The 17,321-nt window shown below is 58.1% G+C and carries 14 protein-coding genes; 10 read left to right on the plus strand and 4 right to left on the minus strand.

The annotated features are described in order from the left end of the window. The 9 genes from VM163_10165 to VM163_10205 form a co-directional block, all read left to right on the plus strand. The coding region (locus tag VM163_10165) for a hypothetical protein (protein ID HUT04242.1) at positions 1-1,210 on the plus strand (1,210 nt) is incomplete at its 5' end. A 2-nt stretch (positions 1,211-1,212) separates the two neighbouring features. Then, positions 1,213-3,363 (plus strand): hypothetical protein, encoded by a 2,151-nt coding sequence (locus tag VM163_10170; GenBank protein ID HUT04243.1) that lies wholly within the window; start codon positions 1,213-1,215, stop codon positions 3,361-3,363. Positions 3,364-3,401: 38 nt separating this feature from the next. Next, complete coding sequence (locus VM163_10175) at positions 3,402-3,791, plus strand: hypothetical protein (GenBank protein HUT04244.1); 390 nt, start codon at positions 3,402-3,404, stop codon at positions 3,789-3,791. Between the two features lie 15 nt (positions 3,792-3,806). Next, the gene (locus tag VM163_10180; GenBank protein ID HUT04245.1) at positions 3,807-4,823 is read left to right on the plus strand and encodes a hypothetical protein; all 1,017 of its coding nucleotides are present in this window, start codon (positions 3,807-3,809) and stop codon (positions 4,821-4,823) included. Between the two features lie 44 nt (positions 4,824-4,867). After that, positions 4,868-7,690: a hypothetical protein gene (locus VM163_10185; GenBank protein HUT04246.1), complete on the plus strand. Its 2,823-nt coding sequence runs from the start codon at positions 4,868-4,870 to the stop codon at positions 7,688-7,690. Continuing rightward, positions 7,687-8,205 (plus strand): D-Ala-D-Ala carboxypeptidase family metallohydrolase, encoded by a 519-nt coding sequence (locus VM163_10190; GenBank protein HUT04247.1) that lies wholly within the window; start codon positions 7,687-7,689, stop codon positions 8,203-8,205. The genes VM163_10185 and VM163_10190 overlap by 4 nt, the downstream gene beginning before the upstream one ends. Before the next feature lies 1 nt (position 8,206). After that, the gene (locus VM163_10195; GenBank protein HUT04248.1) at positions 8,207-8,419 is read left to right on the plus strand and encodes a hypothetical protein; all 213 of its coding nucleotides are present in this window, start codon (positions 8,207-8,209) and stop codon (positions 8,417-8,419) included. 180 nt (positions 8,420-8,599) lie between these two features. Then, positions 8,600-9,832, plus strand: a complete 1,233-nt coding sequence (locus VM163_10200) for an aminotransferase class III-fold pyridoxal phosphate-dependent enzyme (GenBank protein ID HUT04249.1) — start codon at positions 8,600-8,602, stop codon at positions 9,830-9,832. 18 nt (positions 9,833-9,850) lie between these two features. After that, positions 9,851-10,897, plus strand: a complete 1,047-nt coding sequence (locus VM163_10205) for a hypothetical protein (protein HUT04250.1) — start codon at positions 9,851-9,853, stop codon at positions 10,895-10,897. On the opposite strand, the gene VM163_10210 is transcribed toward VM163_10205, so the two are convergent. Beyond that, positions 10,824-12,203 (minus strand): hypothetical protein, encoded by a 1,380-nt coding sequence (locus VM163_10210; protein HUT04251.1) that lies wholly within the window; start codon positions 12,201-12,203, stop codon positions 10,824-10,826. The genes VM163_10205 and VM163_10210 overlap by 74 nt on opposite strands. Before the next feature lie 148 nt (positions 12,204-12,351). On the opposite strand from VM163_10210, the gene VM163_10215 reads away from it, so the two are divergent. Then, on the plus strand, positions 12,352-13,878 hold the full coding sequence (locus VM163_10215; protein HUT04252.1) for a glycosyltransferase family 2 protein: 1,527 nt from the start codon (positions 12,352-12,354) through the stop codon (positions 13,876-13,878). A gap of 78 nt (positions 13,879-13,956) precedes the next feature. Here the strand turns inward: VM163_10215 and VM163_10220 are convergent, their stop codons facing one another. From VM163_10220 to VM163_10230, 3 genes are all read right to left on the minus strand, one after another. Next, the gene (locus VM163_10220; GenBank protein HUT04253.1) at positions 13,957-15,627 is read right to left on the minus strand and encodes a glycosyltransferase; all 1,671 of its coding nucleotides are present in this window, start codon (positions 15,625-15,627) and stop codon (positions 13,957-13,959) included. 99 nt (positions 15,628-15,726) lie between these two features. Then, complete coding sequence (locus VM163_10225; protein ID HUT04254.1) at positions 15,727-16,635, minus strand: class I SAM-dependent methyltransferase; 909 nt, start codon at positions 16,633-16,635, stop codon at positions 15,727-15,729. Between the two features lie 95 nt (positions 16,636-16,730). Further along, positions 16,731-17,321, minus strand: a 591-nt coding sequence (locus VM163_10230) for a methyltransferase domain-containing protein (protein ID HUT04255.1), incomplete at its 5' end; no start/stop codon positions are given.

The following is a 17,321-nucleotide window of genomic DNA, read 5'->3' on the forward strand; positions in this document are numbered from 1 at the left end:
CTGCGGCTGGTATCAGCCCAGGCCGAGCGTGGACGCGGAGCACGGTCAGATGGTCAGATGCGAGGAGACGCTCCACATCTATGAACGGACGAGCTGGGATGTTGAGACACCCAGGGAGCTGGCCAGCTACACGGTGGTCTCAGGCAAGGCTTGGGTGCGAGGTTCTGGTTCGGACTCGGACGAGGACAGCGGTTTGGTTTGCGTGTGGCTTGACCCGGTTGAATACCAGATACGCCGGTTCTCTTATGACGCTGCCCTGGGCACCTTGAACGAGCAGGTTACCGAAAAGCGAGCGGCCGTCTTCAGCGACACGGCGGAGTGTGATTTTTGGCTGACACAGACATCGCCCGGCTCACCGCAAGGAGGTGGATGTTCGCTTGGGCAGAACGTGTGCGACCATTTTGATGGGGCATCGGGGAGGTGTCGGCTTGGCCTTCCCTGCGACGAGTTCGGAAGGCTTGCGACCTGCCCTGAATACACCGGCTCGCGACGCAATTGCCCGGGTCGGATGGGGGCAAATGACAAGACATGTTACTACACGTCTGGCTGCGCTGATTGCACCTTGAGATGGCGCAAGCTCGCAGACGCAAAGCTGCCGACGGACATCCCGTCCGATTCGGTGATCAGGACGAGTCTCATCGGAAAGGGTGGGAGCACCCCTGACTACGATGGCAAGGCAGCGGCTCCGGACGGGGTGGACCCCGAGTGCATCGTTGACCAGGAGATCGTTCGGCACGAGCAGGTTGATGCGAACACCTACCGCAGGACGACGCACCTGTTGAGGCTTGTGGGCGGGACGCTGAGGAGCAGCACCGAGTCGCACAATCTCCCGGCGTCGAGCGTCCCGTCCCATCCAATCGTTCTGAGGAGAATGCGCGTCTTCTCTCAGGTTGGCGAGGCTGAGGGAGAGACAACACCTGAGCCCAGGCTCAAGCGATCAGATGGCAACCTGGTCGATTGGGATAACGCAGACCAGGTTGCGGCCAGGGCATACGAGAACGTTAGCAGGGCCGGCGTGGAGGACACCTACGAGGTCCCGGGCGAGCTGCTAGTCCCGGCGGGAACGCCCCTTCTTGCGCCAGCAGACTGCGGCAGCGAGCTGCCGGCACGGCCATCGGTTCCCGGCGTGGTCAAGGAGTGTCATGTTGTCTCTTCGTCCAAGCCGGACGGTAAAGGTCTCTCGACGACTCGGCTTAAGGTGAGGTTCTGACAATGCCCCAATCAGGACGATTCGGCGACCCACGGCATGTCGCATCAAGGGTGGTGGCTAGAGTCTCCGACCGCGTTTTCGTAACGTCGGACGGGGAGCTAGTTGATGGCTCAGCGCCCGAAGGCGAGCGCGTGGTCATCTTTGAGCGCCCGGGCGTCGAGGGTGCGACAAAGGTTGCTGGTGGGCTTCCGGTCAAGGGTGGCATGATAGTGCAAGAAGATGCGGAACCGGTTGTTATGTTCCGACTATGCCTGGATAGTGGTGAGTTCGAGCCGCCATACAACGGCTGGCTTGGTAGGCTCCTAGTGCTTGAAAATGGGAGTCGGCCAAAGCTCTTCGCGGTCCCCCACGACCCCAAGTTTCCGGGCCACAAGGAGGCGTTCGGGTGTCACCTCATCTGGGGACAAGGTCTGTGCAAAGCGCACGCCAAATGCCGCAATACGAACGGCGAGAAACCGTGCGAGGCGACTCCGGGAGGCACCTGTGAGAACACCTATGAAACGTGTAGAGACTGGCGGAACTTCGCCTCGTGTCCCTACACATTCGGGGAGTATCCCTGCCTCGCCGACCCTTCCGACGACCCATGCCAGCACTCCGTTAGGACTTGCAGGGCACTTGCCACGGGCGACTGGCCTGCGGCCGGCCAGTCCATCTACGCGGCTTATGGGGCGTGCAAGAACACTTATGGAACGTGCGAGGCGCCGGCCTCTTTCCTACCCTTCAGCCCTGAGTTTCATGCCTATTGCGAGCCCCGTCCAGACCCACCCTTCGAGCTCTCGCCGCACGCGGCGTCGCACGGGCGATGCATCTGGCTGGGGCAGTCTCAAGAGACGCTCGATGATATGGCAAAACCATCGCAGGACAGCTTCCGGGTGTCGCGTGTTTGGGTCGCATCCAACAGCTCGATAAGACTCCGAAAGGGGACCCCTGCCGTGATGATACCCACCATGCCCTCCGAAGCAATGCTGAAGCAGATGTACGCCACAGAAGGGGCTACAGGCGTTGCAGTGGCCGATCTCTCCTGCTCGACCGGCGTTCCCGTTCACGGCAACTCACAGCATATCGGCTCGGTGCAATGGATGACGTTATCGAGTGGGGATGATCAGTTTCAGGCTAGTATTGTAGTCAACGGCTCTGCTGATGGCGAGATGTGGTCTGAAGAGGGCAAGGTGATTCTGAGCGATGACCTGAAAGCTACTTATGATGAGACCGCACCGACCTGGCCAACGCACCTCGAGCGGACGGAATACCGAGCGCCTCGTGTCGTGCAGGCTGGCCGCGAGAAGCTTCTCGTTTACACTTTAGTGGGCCGAGTGGCTTTCCACACAGAGACGACCGGCGGTGGCGGCCACAAGAGGATTTACGACGAGATGTGGATAAGGCTTGCGTGCAACGGCGAGGAATGCACCTTCGAGCCCGAGATAGCATTCGACGGCTACATTCCGCAATGGCCCGCGGCGCCAGATGGGCACATAATACTCGCGCCTGATCTCCCTGACGGCGCTCTTATCTCGACCTTCTCATTCCGCTTTGGCGGTGCTGGTGGGCCGACTGGGGTCTATGAGGTAGCCCTCGAGCGGGCTCGCTACTTCGCCTTCATCCCGGTTACCGTCGTGCTGGGCCATCGCGAGGGCCCGGACGGCGTCGAGCCAATCACGGTCGAGGCGCTCATGAGATACACGTCCGACGATGGGGTAACCTTTGTCGATGGGACGACCGTCAAAGACGACAGCGGGCACTACGTTACCTGCGCCAACTCGGTCCCCGTCTGCCGCAGCTGGACGGGCACATCCTGCGGCCGGCGAGATGGCTTCTGCGGCGCGGTAGGCACTGACGGGCGCTTTTCATCGTTGTTTCCGCACTGCGATGGCCAGGGCACGGGTGGCGCGCCCGGGGGGTCGAGGTGGTCCCGGTATGAGCCTGGCGCGAGCTTCAGAGGCCCTGGACACCTTTTGCGGGCAGATGTGCGTGGTCGGGGGCCCTCATTCGCGCTCGCTGGGTGCAGGCAGCAGGGGCCATTCGCGTGCAAGCTGAAGAAGGCCTTTTACAAGGGACACTGGTGCGCCCGCCTCGACTGCCCGGGATTCGAGCCGCGAGGCTCATGGGGTGCGGGTGGGATCAGGTTCCTCAACATACGCAACAACGACCTATAACAACAATCGAGCGGGCATCCCGCAGAGGAGGGAGACAAATGGAAAAGACAGTTTACAGGCAGACGGAGACACTTACAAGCGTCGCAGCGGGTGGAACGGGTTCCGTGGAGACGATACTCGACGGTTTCGGGCACGTTCGGCTGCTCCAGGTTGAGGCGGCGTGTGGCAGCACTGATTTTGACCTGCACATCTTGGACAAGGAGGATGGTGCCCAGGGCAGCATCAACGAGGTGTATCAAGCAGCGAACGTTGACCAGAAGCTGCTTGACGACGAGTTCTACGCCGGTGGCCGGCTCGCGTTCAACAGCGACACGACGCCTGCGGAGAGGCTCTATGTCAAGGTTAAGAACAACGACCAGGTGAACGCGACCGGGCCCATCTCGCTGAGGCTTTACTTCACGAACGTTGCCCACTCTGAGCTCTCTTAACAGGATAGCGACCGGATGACTGACGAAAGCCAATTCTGTCCACATCTCGTCTGCGTTTGCCCACCAAAGGGAGCGGCGGACGTTTCAGGCAGCCTGATACGCCTCGACATCGTTGATGATGACTATAACGATGAGCTGCACTTCGGGGCGCTTCGTGCCGATTCGCTGGCGTTTTCTGTCGATCCGGGCACTGGCCGGTTCGACGTCATCATCAAGGGTGGCATCGTCCAGAGCGGCCCGGCGGGGCGTAGGTTTCAGGCGCAGATCATGCCCAGGATCGCGCACACTGGGGCATCGTTGACTGGTAGAACGCTGACCGGTCGGTTTAGGCAGCGCACGACGATATTCTATCTTCCGAGAGAGTTCTTTGCGGACGGCGAACGGATTGGGGTTCGTGTCTCGGCCGCGGACAGGTATGGTTACGAGCTCGATGAGACTTATTACTTCACGATGCACTCGTGGGGGTCTTTGAAGTGGCCCTCGTTCTCGCTATTCACCCAGGGCGGCGCAGGTCCTTTGAACGTTGTGTCGTTCCCGTGGTATGCACGCGGGGCGCCGTCTGAGGTCCCACTCAGCCTGATCTGGGGCAAGGACAGCTCCATCGACCTTGACCTCGATGACGCCTTGCTCCGAGCCGAGTCTCCGGTGACGAACGGTCAGGGCAAGGAGCTCATCGAGAACGGTTACTTACTTTTCAAGAAGGCTGGCGATGAGGAGTGGGACGAGGTCTCCTCCGATTCGGACATCCACCTCGGGCCATTAGTCACGAACAGTCCGGAGCAGGTTGTGCTCAAGCTGGCGGTCCCAGAGGGTGCTGTTACTGCGGGCCCGGTCGTCCTGACGCTGTCGCTAACTCCCGTCAGGGCATCACTGACCGGATCGAGAATGTCGGGCCGAGAGACCACGGGCGCATCGAGAGGGAGTCTGGGCGCCATGCCTGGTGCGGATTTCAAGTTCTATACCCATGCATTCATCATGTCTCCCGAAACGCGGGACTACTTCGAGAGCCACTTCATAAAGGCACAATCTTGACAGCGGCACATCACTCCAGTTCATCGATAAGGAGAATATAAGCAATGGCATACCCAGACAGCCCCGAATTCATCGATTTCGTGGACGAGAGAACCGAACCGGCAGAGATCGAGGAAGAGCAACACTCGATCACTCCGGGCAGCTACACTTACTCACTGAACGAGGTCCCTGACGCGGAGTATTCCATCTCGTGCACAGGAGAAGTCCACGGCAGCTACACCGTGTCGTTCACAAACACCGCACCCGGCTCTGGTTGCGTCTATGTAAACCCACTCAACGGCAACGCTCTCCACTGCGCGAGCGACGCCTCGGATAACCTTACCTGGTCATACTGGGGCCGCGGCACAGCCAACAACAAGCACATGCTGGAGCAGTATCGCGACCCGATCGAGCACGTCCACAAGGTCGCGAGGCAGTTCTGGGTGAGCGCCACATCGCCTCAGTCACAGGCTGTCACCATCGCCAAAGGCAACGCAGAGATCGCCGGCAAGCTCGTCGAATACAACGGCGGAACGCAGGATTTCTCATCTGCAACTTTTGACAATCCGGGCTACACAAAGGCCATTAGAATCACTGTTGACTCGTCCGGCCAAGTCACCTACTCAGAGGGGGACGAGGCGTCCTCGAGGGCGCTCTGTTCCGATCCGCCAGCGGTCCCCGCGAGCAAGAGCATAGCGATCGTGTTTCTTCGGGACGGCGCGGACATATCGGGTGATGACATTGTGAACACGCTGATCGAGGTCCCCTACCATTCTGGCGATCCCGGCTCCGGTGGTTCGGGCGACGCGGCCAAGTATCAATACGAGGCCGGGGTAGTCTCCGGGGATGCCGTCTGCATAAGCTCGCCGAGCACGGTCAGCAAAGCCGATGCGGATGACGATTCGTTGGTCCCCGCGATCGGTTTCGTAGAGGCGATTCTCGACGATACCTATTGTACGGTGCGGAGCTCGGGGATGCTGGATTTCAGCAACAAAACAACCTCCTATAGCGAGCTTACATACGGCCAACAGGTCTATCTGAGCACAGCAGCCGGCCGTTTGACCCAGACCCGCAACAAGACGCCCGACGAGTGGGACCAGTCACTTGGTATTGCCCTAAGCTCCAGCAAAGTTCAAATATCGATTGGCACAGCAACCAAGAATACAGCTGGTCCCACCCCCGGCCCCGGCCCTGGTCCAGAGCCTGGTCCTGGCCCCGGGACGGGTAACTATAAACATGAGGCCGGCGTTGCAGAGGCTGAGTTCGTTTATCTCAAGTCAGACGCTGAGACGGTTGACGAGGCGAAGGCCGATAGCGCCAGCACGATGCCAGCAATCGGTATTGTTGACGAGGTGATTGATGCGACGTGGTGTGTAGTCAAGAACAACTACCAGTGGAAGACAGCTGACCACGGTGGTGCGGCTCCGGGCGGCCTCACGCCTGGCGTTGCGGGCGACGTGTTCAATATCTCGGCCACAACGGAGGGCGAGGCGGTTATTTCGGCAGGTTTTATTGACCCGGAGCATTGGGTTCAACAATGTTGTAAGCAGATTGATGATGCAGGCACAATCTTCCTGATCTGTTGTAGCTCAGCGTATAAACCAGAACCCCCTGACCCTGGCGACGGCTACGATTATGACTGCGCCTCGGACGTTGGCACTGGTATGTCAGTCTATCTCGACAGCAGTAGCGTAGCCCGTAAGACTGATATATCGGACGACAGCAAGGTCAATGCTAAAGGCATTGTCAAAGCTGTAAACGCGACTAACAATCGCTGCACAATTGTCTGCCCGCCGAACATTTACCAGCCGGACACCAACTACGTAGCTGGTGAGTACTTCTTGGCGAGCACAGCTGGCACATGGGGGTTGCGCACCGATCCTTGGAAGCCTGGTGATTGGAAAGTGCGCATCGGCTTCGGGCGTGGCGAGACCGTGGGTGGCTTGCAGGTGGACATCAAGAACTACGGCAAGCTTGGAGACCCCACCGAGCCTATTACAGATGGAGACGGAGATGGAAATGTAGAGCCGGTAGTCCCTGATTGGGTGTTTGGGTATTTCGCTTTCGATGGCGCCGGCGAGCCCATCAACGACAAGTGGACGGAACAGACCTCGGCTGGCGGGTGCGATTACAGCTCCTACAACACCGTAAACAAGATGCTTGGTGTTCTGGTAAGCCATTGGTGGGATGGCCAGAGCGCATGGACATGTAAGGTGCTGATGCTAGGAGCTTATGGGTCTGGCTATGACAGCGGGGCGACCTATTTTGCTGGTGCAGATGGGGGGATTATGGCTGGCAAGAGTTTTGGCCACTTTGCAAAGCTGGCAGGAAGGGGCCGACCCGATGGAAAGATCGATGTCATGGGTGGGGCAGCATGGCCATTTGAGTTTGTGAACGGTGATGTTGGCGACCCTGTGCCGCTGTATCCCTACACAGCGATAATGAATCCTGCACCTCTTCCTCAGCCCTTCGAGAAGGTGCGAGATAACGATGGCTCAACTTTGCCGATTGTGGCGGATTACACTTCAGAAGAATACATCGTTGAGGTGCCGACTGTCATTGCCAGTGTAGACTTCTTTGCCAAGTCGACCGGTGTTGGTGCAGGGGCTTACTTGGAGTGCGATCTTCTTGACGTAAGCAACCCATTGGCCCCTGTAAGCCTGCTCACAACGAAGGCACATCTCACCGCTCAGGGTGATGGCACACGTGGCGACACGCTGCCGTCCTCGCCCAACTCGGCAAGTCACCAACGGGCGGTTCTAGACCAGACTAAGTTTCCGCTCGCCGTGGGGAAAACGATTGTGCGGACACACACCAGACAAGGTGTCTATTCCACCGCGCCGTACGGGATTGGCACAATCATTAACAAGTATGGTGTGAAGGAATGACTGCTCGTGCTTTCATCCTTCGTAGTAGTTCTACTACAGAGAACGGGTCGCAGCGTGCTACGCAGAGTAGTAGCTGTCGCATAAACGACCTTCAGGTCTCGGAGCATTTCAACCTACGGGAGTTTCAATGTCCTTGCTGCGCACTGGTGAAGCTTGATAGCCGTCTAATAACAGCGCTGGAGAGCTTGAGGGCGAACATTGGCGGCAAGCCGATCATTGTGACCTCAGGCTATCGATGCTCTGACCATAACAAGATGCTCTGCGGGGCTATAAACAGCGATCATCTACACGGCTGGGCGGCGGATATCGTCGTTCGTGGTATGGATGCGCACGAGATTGCTCTGGCCGCCGAAGCATTGCCGGATCTGATCAAACGCATCGGGACATATCGAGACAGAATCTGCGTCCATATCGGAGTTGAGGAACGAGAGGGCCTACCGCCGAGATGGGGACAGACCAATACTACTCTACGTAGTACGTACGTAGCACGAGTGTTTAGCCGGGGAGGAGGGTAACATGCACACGGACGATTCGGACGCCATTGAGAGGATAAGGGCCCTAGAGAGGCAGAAGGATGAGCTTTGGCCGCAATACGTGGATGGTCTGTGCCCCTACTATCGGGAGCACATTATGCCCCAGAACCCTCTTCGGTTCACAACATCGCCTCGTGCTGCCGTGCCGGTTGGCGACAACGGGACGCTCGCCGTGCTATCCACGCTCGGCCTCTGAGCTTGCGGCAGAGGTCATAGCGGCTGATTCTACCTCCACCAGGTCTGATACTACATGGGCAGAATGGTTGTTTTCCGCCGGGACAGACCGTAAGACAATCACGTTACCTGTAACCCAGAGGTCAGATGCTTTCCGTTCGCCTCCTTGACAGGTGTCTGCTGCGTAGTTATGTTCCTCGCTATGCAGACGAACGACAAGTCCCAAAATGAGCTGCTGGTCGAACGAGGCCACGGATGCTGGTTTACTGACTCGTCCGGTCGTGAGCTCATAAACTTCTCCGCCTCGGCGTTGGGCATCCCTTTGGGCTATGGAAACAACATCGTCCGGTCTGCGGTTCTTGAGGCAGTAGAGACGAATGTGCCCAGCACCTCAGGCTGCGAGCTCGAGCACGATGTCTGCGGGCGGCTCGGGGAGATTCTGGCGAACTTCAAGCCACTGTTCTACGACAGGACAGTGCTCTTCTTCCCTTCCTCCGACCATGCACTTGACGCCGCCCGCCGGGTGGCCATAGAACACACATCCCGGAAGCACCTCATCTATGTTACTGGTGGGTCCCACGGGCGAGACTCCCAGCACCTGAGCTATGGCAGGCAGCCTATGCCCACACGGGGGATCGGGACAGACCCGTGCGGTGGCATGTATCTGCCCTTCCCTGGGACTCCTAACTCGCCCATTAACAGCACTGAAACGTTCGTAGCGCACCTCCAAGACTTCATCTTCAAATGTGTAGCGCACCCTTATGAGATAGCAGCCGTGGTTGTGCCGCCCGTGGCATTCTCGGATTCGGTTCTCGTGCTTCCCGACGGCTTCCTACCCGCTATCAGCAGACTGTGCCGCCAGAACGGCATTCTGCTGATCGTCGATGAAACCCGTCTCGGCTGCGGGGTGCTGGGCACTGTTCTGGCGTCGGACCAGTGGGATTTTGAGCCGGACATCCTGTGCCTGGGAGAACCATCGGCAAATGGTTTCGCCTTCGGGGCCACAATCGTGCTCAAGTCCGTTCTCGATTTCGATTTAGGCGCCCTTGCCGGGCCTTCTCGCAGCCAGAGGATAGCCTGCGCGGTGGCACGCGCCATCCTAAAGCAGAGCGAGAGCATGTTGACAGCCGCCGCGAAGAGGATCGAGGCGCACCTCCAGCGAGAGCTCGACAGAATCGAGCAATCACACTCGCTTGTAGAACATGTGTCAGGCAAGGGCGTGTTGTGGTCGCTCTCGCTAGAGGACCGACCCGCCTCCGACCCTGCGTGCTTGGCCCTGCGCGACCATCTGGCTGAAGTCGCTCTCGACCGGGGCCTTTTCCTCGCCAAAACCGGTATGAGATCGCTGGTAATCGCGCCACCGTTAGTGATCTCGGACGCTGAGCTAGAGCATGGACTTCATATTCTTGAGGAGGTCTTGGCAGAACTCTCCTGAGACCATCTCTGCTGATACATGAATCACATCACCGCAGCGATTGATTGCCTGCTCGGGGAGGTGCTGTCGCTCAGGAAGGGCGAAAGCCTGCTGATCCTTGCGAGCGACTACCCGCCCACGGGACTTGCCCAGCAGGTTGAAAGAAGAGCACACGAGCTAGGGCATCAGGCCGAATCTGCCCTTCTGCCGGAGCGCCTAGGTTTCTATGTGGAGCCCCCGGAAGAGGCCGCCAGGAAGATGCGGTCAGCGAACGTCATCCTCGACCTAGCCCGCAGTTCCACCTACTACAGCAGGGCCACGAAAGAAGCTCTGAGGCGAGGCGCCAGGGTCTTTTGCCTCTCTGGGCTTGAATCTGGTGAGTTTGAGAGACTCATGCTCTCGGTCAACAGCGCTGAGGTCCGGGCGCTCGCCCAACGACTGCTCGCCCTCATGCGCCGCTCGACGCGCATCGAGATACTCTCAGACCGCTCCTTTGCGCTGTGGGCGTCGCTGGGCCGGCCCTGGTCAAGGGAGCTGCTCCAGCTGCCGGTATTCAGGCGGTATCTGAACTCCTTTTTCGACGAACCCTCCGGACTGTGCATGCGGCCGGGCACGCTGTCGTCGCTCGCAGGACAGGTGTCATTCAGCGGACTCAGGGCGACAATCAATGGGCGCCTCAGGATCGATGGTGCGGTATTCCCGTCCGAGCAAGACTGCCCACTCGCAGAGCCGTTCAGCATCGATGTGCGGCGTGGTCGCGTGGTGAAAGTGGAAGATAGCCCTGCGGGCAATCGGCTAAGAAAATGGCTGGCAGACAACGCTCGCAGAGGTGCGCGAGAGGTCATGCACTTCTCGTTCGGCCTCAATCCCGCCGCAAAACTCGGCAACTCCATCCTTGAGAACGAGAGGGTCTTTGGCGCTTTGACGCTGGGAATCGGCTACGGCGCAAGAGGCGCCCACAAGGACCTGGTGGCGGTCGCACCATCGGTGTGGGTCGATCAGAAGCCGCTCTTCAGTCGCGGCGAGCTCGTCCATCCAGAGATTCCGTATCAGAGGAGCGTGCTAACACGCCGTCCCGGCTCCTGAGCAGAAACGAACCAAGCAGGAGAATGAGAAGCGGCGTGAACATGTAGGGCCAGATAATCGGCGAGAACAGCAGAAACGAAAGAAGCGACAGGCCCATGAAATCTATCAGGTCCGCAAGCTCCCGCAATCGCCTGACCGCCAGTGCCAGGATGAGCAATTGCGTCCCGGCGATAATCGGTTTGAGAAGAAATTCTAGACCATGCTGAAAGAAGAACGGAGCGAACGACAACGACTTCTCCCAGGCACGCTCGTTGATCCACTTCTCGACTGCAAATGGCGCGAAACGCCCGTAGATGCCATCGAGGAACTGATGAGGCGAGTCGATCACGAAGGGCAAACAGAGGGAGATAGGGACGGCAATTGCCAGCAAAAGGCACCGCCAGCCCGCTCTGGCATCCATCCGCCTGAAAAGGAAAATAGCGTAAAAAGGTAACAAGAGAACTGCCTGTTGCCGTGAGGCGACGCAGAGACCCATTGTCAGAGCGGCCGCGATGTGCCTCTCGCTGGCGACAAAAACAATGAAAAGCGACAACAGAAACCAAAAAACTGCCCCCGGCGTGATGGCGCTGAAGCGCAGGGTGACGCTAGAGAATAGGACCAGGGCGAGCAGCAACTTCGCTTTGCCGGCATTCGGGTCGAGGTCTGGAAGCCGGAAAGCGCCAAAAACCAGCAATATAGCCGAGCAGCAAAGCAGCACCGTTACGAACCGTGGGTCTATCAGAAGCACGTACGCCGGCAGAAATGCCAGCCACGTCGCCGGCAGATATGTCAGCGGCAGGTCCCAGGGCATAAGATAGTGCGAATATGGGTTAGTCCCAGAAAGAAACCGTCTGCACGCAAGCTTAATCAGCGGCAACATGTCGGTGTGCTTGGGGTCAAGTGGAGCCTGGAGCGATATCGAGGCTTGGCAGAGTAATGATATGAAGACCAGGACGCTTGCGAAAGAGAGCGCTCGCCTGAACGTCAGCCAGCACGCCGCAACGACGAGAGCAAGCAGACCCAGCGCAAGCGATCGATGTCCCAGAAACATCGGGCAGCCCGTAAACGCCCCAATTGCCAGTGCTACGAATCCGCACGTCGCTGCTCTCCAGAAAAGCTCGTTTCCGGGTTGGACGGACCCGGCGGAGAGTGGTTCACGCCCCCTCCGCCCGAGCACAAACGCCAACGAAGTGGACGCCGCAAACAGCACGGTCAGACAGAACATTAAGTATGCATTGAGCCTTCCATAGTAGAGACCCAAGATGTGCAGCGCGGCGATCGAGGCGATAACGAGCGCAAACCTTGACGAGAACTTGCCGACTGACAACGTGCCACCCACTGAGGTATGATGAATCTGTATGTTTCAGCCGACGTAGCTCTTCGACCCACGATAGCCAAGTCAGCTAGACTGACACGCAAGCGTAAATCGCGCCTGTGGGGCGCGTCAATCGGCATTCGTGCCAACGAGGTATTCCATGCCAAGAGTGGCGGTCATAGTTCCGAACTATAACGGCAGGAAGTTGCTCGAAAGATGCCTGAAGAGCCTTTCGAGGCAGACGTTTGCCGATTTTGAGACCGTAGTCGTTGACGACGGCTCAACCGACGACTCCATCGCCTTCGTCAAGGCCAACTACCCCCAGGTCCGTCTGGTCCTGCTTCGGCGAAACCTGGGCTTCAGCGCGGCCATAAACGCCGGCATCCACGCCACAGACAGCGAAGACGTTGCATTTCTGAACAATGACACAGAGGTAACGCCCAACTGGCTGAAATCCCTTGTGGAGGCGCTCGAGGCGCATCCCTCCGCCGGGTCTGCCTCGTCCAAGATACTCTGGGACCACGCCAGAGATACGATCTACGCGGCCGGCGATTTCTTTTGCCGAGAGGGATTTGGCGGGAATATCGGCTCCGGCGCGACGGCTATTGGCGCCTTCGAGGCGACTCGCCTCGTCTTCTCGGCATCGGCTTGCGCGGCCCTATATCGCCGCCGGGCGCTCGATGATGTCGGCCCGCTTTCGGAGCACATCTTCATGTTTTACGAGGACATCGACCTCGGATTTCGCATGCAGCTTGCAGGCTGGAACTGCATCTACGCTCCAGCCGCCGTCGTGTATCATACCGGCACGGCAACTGCCGGCATCTTCAGCATAAGACGCAAGTTCCTTCTCGCGAGAAACGAGCTCTTCGTCATCGCGAGAGACCTGCCCGGCGCCATTTTGCGAGGGAACTTCGCAGCAATCCTTCGTCACCAGTTCAGGGAGAGCGTGCACGCGCTCGACGAGGGCAGGCCAGGGACACTTCTAAATGCTCGACTTGCCGCAATAGCGGCCCTGCTAAAACTTCTTAGATCAAGAAAAGGAATAATGGCCGCACGCCGCGACTCAACCGAACATATCGCGAGCCTCATCCAGCCTTACGACGACATATACCCGCCCGCAAGCAGCCCCCGTGGCGATGATATACCCAGTCCAGGGCCATCCCCTATCGGCGCACGAGTCCTCATCATCAGGTCCGCAGGGCCGCTGCTTCTGCGCGCAATTGACTACGCTCGCAAATCGCTGAAGGCCGTCGAGATAGACGTCCTAACCATGCCTGGTTACGAGAGGACAGTGCCCGCCGAGCAGGGAATCCATACCATTACGTATCCCGCCAGAGACAGGTTCTGCGGCTGTACGATGCCGTCGCGACTGGCCCGGCAGCTGCGGGAGAGACGCTACCAAACCGCGCTGGTCTTATGTGGTGGAAGGCCAGAGATAGGGTTCCTGAACGTCGATCTCGTTGCGCTTGGCGCGCGTGCCAAGAAGGTCATATACCTAATGCCGGACGGCTCAACGCGTCAGCTCAACAGGAAGCTTCTCGCCAGTAAGTTCGCAAGGTTCGGGCTGAATCTCTGCATCGCCGGGGCGGCGTTCCTCGCCTCGCTGGCGTTCCTGCTTAGTCTCCTGCTGGCAAGTGCATTTGAGCGACGCTTCACGGAAACGGTCGAGGACAAGAACCGGCCATAGGGCGACTGAAGCCTATTATTTCCTGCCGAGGACAACTGCCCACGGCCAACGTCCAACGGATAACCGTCAACTGGTTCCCTATGCACCGAGCTTTTCAAGCCACTTGCGAGCCTTTCTGTGATCAGGAATGAGCTCAAGACATCTCCTAAACTCCCTGGCCGCAAGACCCTTCTGCCTCATCCTGAATCGGCACTCCCCGAGATGGAAGCTTATACCGCCAAGAAGGGCCGACCCACCACACTTATCTCCCCTCTTGGCAATCGCCCTCACCTTCCGGAGGAGATCGAGCGCTCCCTTGAAATCGCCCTCTCGAATCAGAAGCGACCCCAGGTGATAATGGGCCATGATGTGCTTTGGACATATCGTTATTAGCGCCTGAAGAAGGCTCCTGGCTGCCTTGTCGTCGTTCTTCGCCAACTTCTCAGTCGCCATTGTGAACAGCCCCCGGTCAGGTGCCAGATTCCCCTGCTGACTCGCCGCATCAACGACCAGGACAGGCCTCTTGCTCTGCTCAGCGTCAGGCGACCTGCGAGGCCTCTCGACCCATTTCAACAACGGCTCGCACGTCTTGCCGAATGTGTAATGCTCTCTGAAATGTTCAAGCGCAAGCTTGGAATAGCGCTCGCGAGAGGCCGGCAGACCCCTTGCGTAATTCAGTAGGGCATCGGCCAAATCGCCAGGACAGCCTATCTCGAACGTAAGGCCTAAACCGTTCTCCTTAATGATGTAGCTCAGCTCGCACCCCGTCGTCGTTATCACGGGGAGGCCGTAGGCTATCATCGAGACGAGCCTCGTGCGCGTCCCAAAGACCAACTCGTAGTGGTATCTGTCGATGTTGATCCCGATGTCGCTCTCCCTGTACGCTCGCAGGACATCCCTCCGGCTTCGCCAACCAAGCAGCACGTAGTTCTTACGGAACCTCGAGCCCTCGACAAGACGGCAGAACCGCGCGTATGTCAGATCATCATGTCCCTGAATGCAGCCCCCAAAGGAGACGAATCTCGCCTTCTTATGAGCTCTGAATACCTCTTCAAGACCCGCAAACAGCGTCCCAATATCGGTCCACGTATTGTAACCACCAGTCCACAGAATCACGAAATCATCGGCGCTGGCGACCTTGCCTCGCAACGCTCGACCACGAGGCGTTTCTAAATGCTCCTCTGATATGCCCGGCGGTATTGTGTGGGCGAACTTGTAGCCGAAGCTCGCCCGATTGAGACGGCCCATGACCGCCAGCTCTCCGACTAAGAAATGCTCCTGAAACGTGCTGCACGTGGAGAAGACGTCCGCTCGCAGAAGAACCGGTCGCTCCATTCCCCAGAAGTGGTTTATGAAGGAATTATCCTTATAGACGTATGCCTTGGCCTGCGCCTCGGACATCGCTCCACCCCAAAGATCGCACCAAAGCGGCAGACCAAGACCAAGCGATGCACCAATCAGCGACGGCCACTGCGACACTCCCACGACGCAATCGGGCTTGAAATCGCCCGCAAGACGCTTCAGGTCATCCAACTGGTCAGATAGAAAATAGTTCATCTCGTAATACTGTGGAGCCTGAGCGCTTCTCAATCGCAGGTAGCGCCGTCCTCTTGTTCGCCCGTAGTGAGTTGCCGAGCAGAGCCGAACCTCGTGGCCAGCCCTAACGAGTGCCGAGACTATCTGCTCCGTCCTGACGTCCGAGGCAACTGTTACCTTTGCTGACGGTTGGAACTTGGGCAGATACGTCCCAAGAACGAATACCCTAGCCATCCCCATGCGCTCCCCATCGAAATCGAATGTGATGCGGCCCCTCACGCTGCCGCGAGGGGCCGTCCTCTTACCATCTCCGAGCGCTAGATGCGACTCAACTCATACCACCCGGCCTATCGTAGCCAGTAACCACGGTGATAATTCCCCTGAAAGCAGGAGCCGGCACTCCTCATCCCACAGCCAATCCAGCACACTCCGCGAGTCTTCGTTGTCCGGGAAATTCTGGGCTATGCCCTGCAACACCATGTACAAAAGTGTGCCGTAACCAAACATGCTTGCTGGCCGAAACGACCGCAACATGACAGGCACTATCTCGTCCGAACGGCAGGCCTCGGACGGGTCAGTCTGTGCCAAAGCCTCCTTGGTGCTGCCAGCGAAGGGATACGTCTTGATAGTTCCGTCAACCTTCCGCCGCTGTTCTTCGGGGATTTGGAGCAAATACTCCCTCCCTAAATCGAGGTCGCTCTTGTCAAAATGGAGCCACCTCGGCCCGATATAGTCATTCATATAAAGCAGGCCAGTGGGCGCAAGAGCTTTGGCTATCACTGTAAAAAGATGCCCCAGATTTTCTATATGGTGCGCAAAATGCGCAACTATACACAGGTCGAATCTTCTACCGCCCAGGTCAAGATGGTTCAAATCCTGGCGCTCCAGATGCAGGTCCGTGAACGCTTTGCTGGCGCTGTCCAGACATGCCTGAGAGATATCCATGCAAGTGGCATCCAGCAAACCCTCCGTCAGGTCTGGCAGCTGGATATGTCCAGAGAGAGGCAGTTGGCCGCACCCCAACTCCAGTATCTGCACGCGCCCGGCATGATGGACGTTGCCGCTGGCCAATTGAGACCCTACTAGGTGCTGCAACATCTCGCGCTGGTCGCCCACTGGCGAACCGCACAGCCGCTCGAACACCCGCTCCATCAGGCCCGGAAAGGTGCACCAACCGGTGCGATAGTGAGCCTGCCAGTCAACGCCAGACCACTTCTCTTCGACCTTCGCAATGTCGGTCATGGAGCTGGCCAGTTAAGATCGTGCAAGTCCTCGACGGCAATGCCATAAATTGCCTTGCTCCAGATTGTCTTAGCCTCCATCTTGTCTTCACCTCGTTATGGATGTGTGAATATCGCTACATCCTGCCCTATGTGCTCAGGGCCCATGAATGATACGTTGAGCTCAAGGTGCTTTGCCCACGCTTTCAGCATCTCGTGGGTCATCATGTTGATGTATATCGCTAGGGTGGGATCAGCGCCATGCTGGACGAGCGACTCAAACTCCCACCAGTAAGCGCTATCCCAGCGTGCGAACGACACGACTATTTTGCCATCGAGCTTGATTATGCGCTTGGCCTCCAGCAGATAGCGATAGCATTCGTAGTCTATCAGATGCGTCAACACCGACGCGAACATCACGAAGTCCGCTGTGTTGTCAGGGACATCGATTGTGAAGTCGGGGATGAGCCTGAACTCATACGACGGGTCAGAGACCGACCTGCCTACTTCAAGCGTCTCTTCAACGATGTCAAATCCGAGATACTTGCCTGCTTCTGCCAGGTAGTCACCCAGAGCATGCGCCAGCCTGCCGCAGCCGCAGCCTATGTCAACCAGGAAGTGGTGTGGCTGTAGCCCAGTCGAGTTGAGTAAATCGACCTCTCGCTGGCCGACATTGTCCCAGGTATCCGAATGCCTATCGCCAGCATC

This window comes from bacterium (assembly GCA_035527515.1).
In the GTDB taxonomy this organism is placed as follows: domain Bacteria; phylum B130-G9; class B130-G9; order B130-G9; family B130-G9; genus B130-G9.

Coding starts and splice junctions, on each gene's coding strand:
- VM163_10225 (HUT04254.1), bottom strand. CDS start 16,635: ATGACCGACATTGCGAAGGTCGAAGAGAAGTGGTCTGGCGTTGACTGG.
- VM163_10220 (HUT04253.1), bottom strand. CDS start 15,627: ATGGCTAGGGTATTCGTTCTTGGGACGTATCTGCCCAAGTTCCAACCG.
- VM163_10205 (HUT04250.1), top strand. CDS start 9,851: ATGAATCACATCACCGCAGCGATTGATTGCCTGCTCGGGGAGGTGCTG.
- VM163_10175 (HUT04244.1), top strand. CDS start 3,402: ATGGAAAAGACAGTTTACAGGCAGACGGAGACACTTACAAGCGTCGCA.
- VM163_10190 (HUT04247.1), top strand. CDS start 7,687: ATGACTGCTCGTGCTTTCATCCTTCGTAGTAGTTCTACTACAGAGAAC.
- VM163_10185 (HUT04246.1), top strand. CDS start 4,868: ATGGCATACCCAGACAGCCCCGAATTCATCGATTTCGTGGACGAGAGA.
- VM163_10215 (HUT04252.1), top strand. CDS start 12,352: ATGCCAAGAGTGGCGGTCATAGTTCCGAACTATAACGGCAGGAAGTTG.
- VM163_10200 (HUT04249.1), top strand. CDS start 8,600: ATGCAGACGAACGACAAGTCCCAAAATGAGCTGCTGGTCGAACGAGGC.
- VM163_10195 (HUT04248.1), top strand. CDS start 8,207: ATGCACACGGACGATTCGGACGCCATTGAGAGGATAAGGGCCCTAGAG.
- VM163_10180 (HUT04245.1), top strand. CDS start 3,807: ATGACTGACGAAAGCCAATTCTGTCCACATCTCGTCTGCGTTTGCCCA.
- VM163_10170 (HUT04243.1), top strand. CDS start 1,213: ATGCCCCAATCAGGACGATTCGGCGACCCACGGCATGTCGCATCAAGG.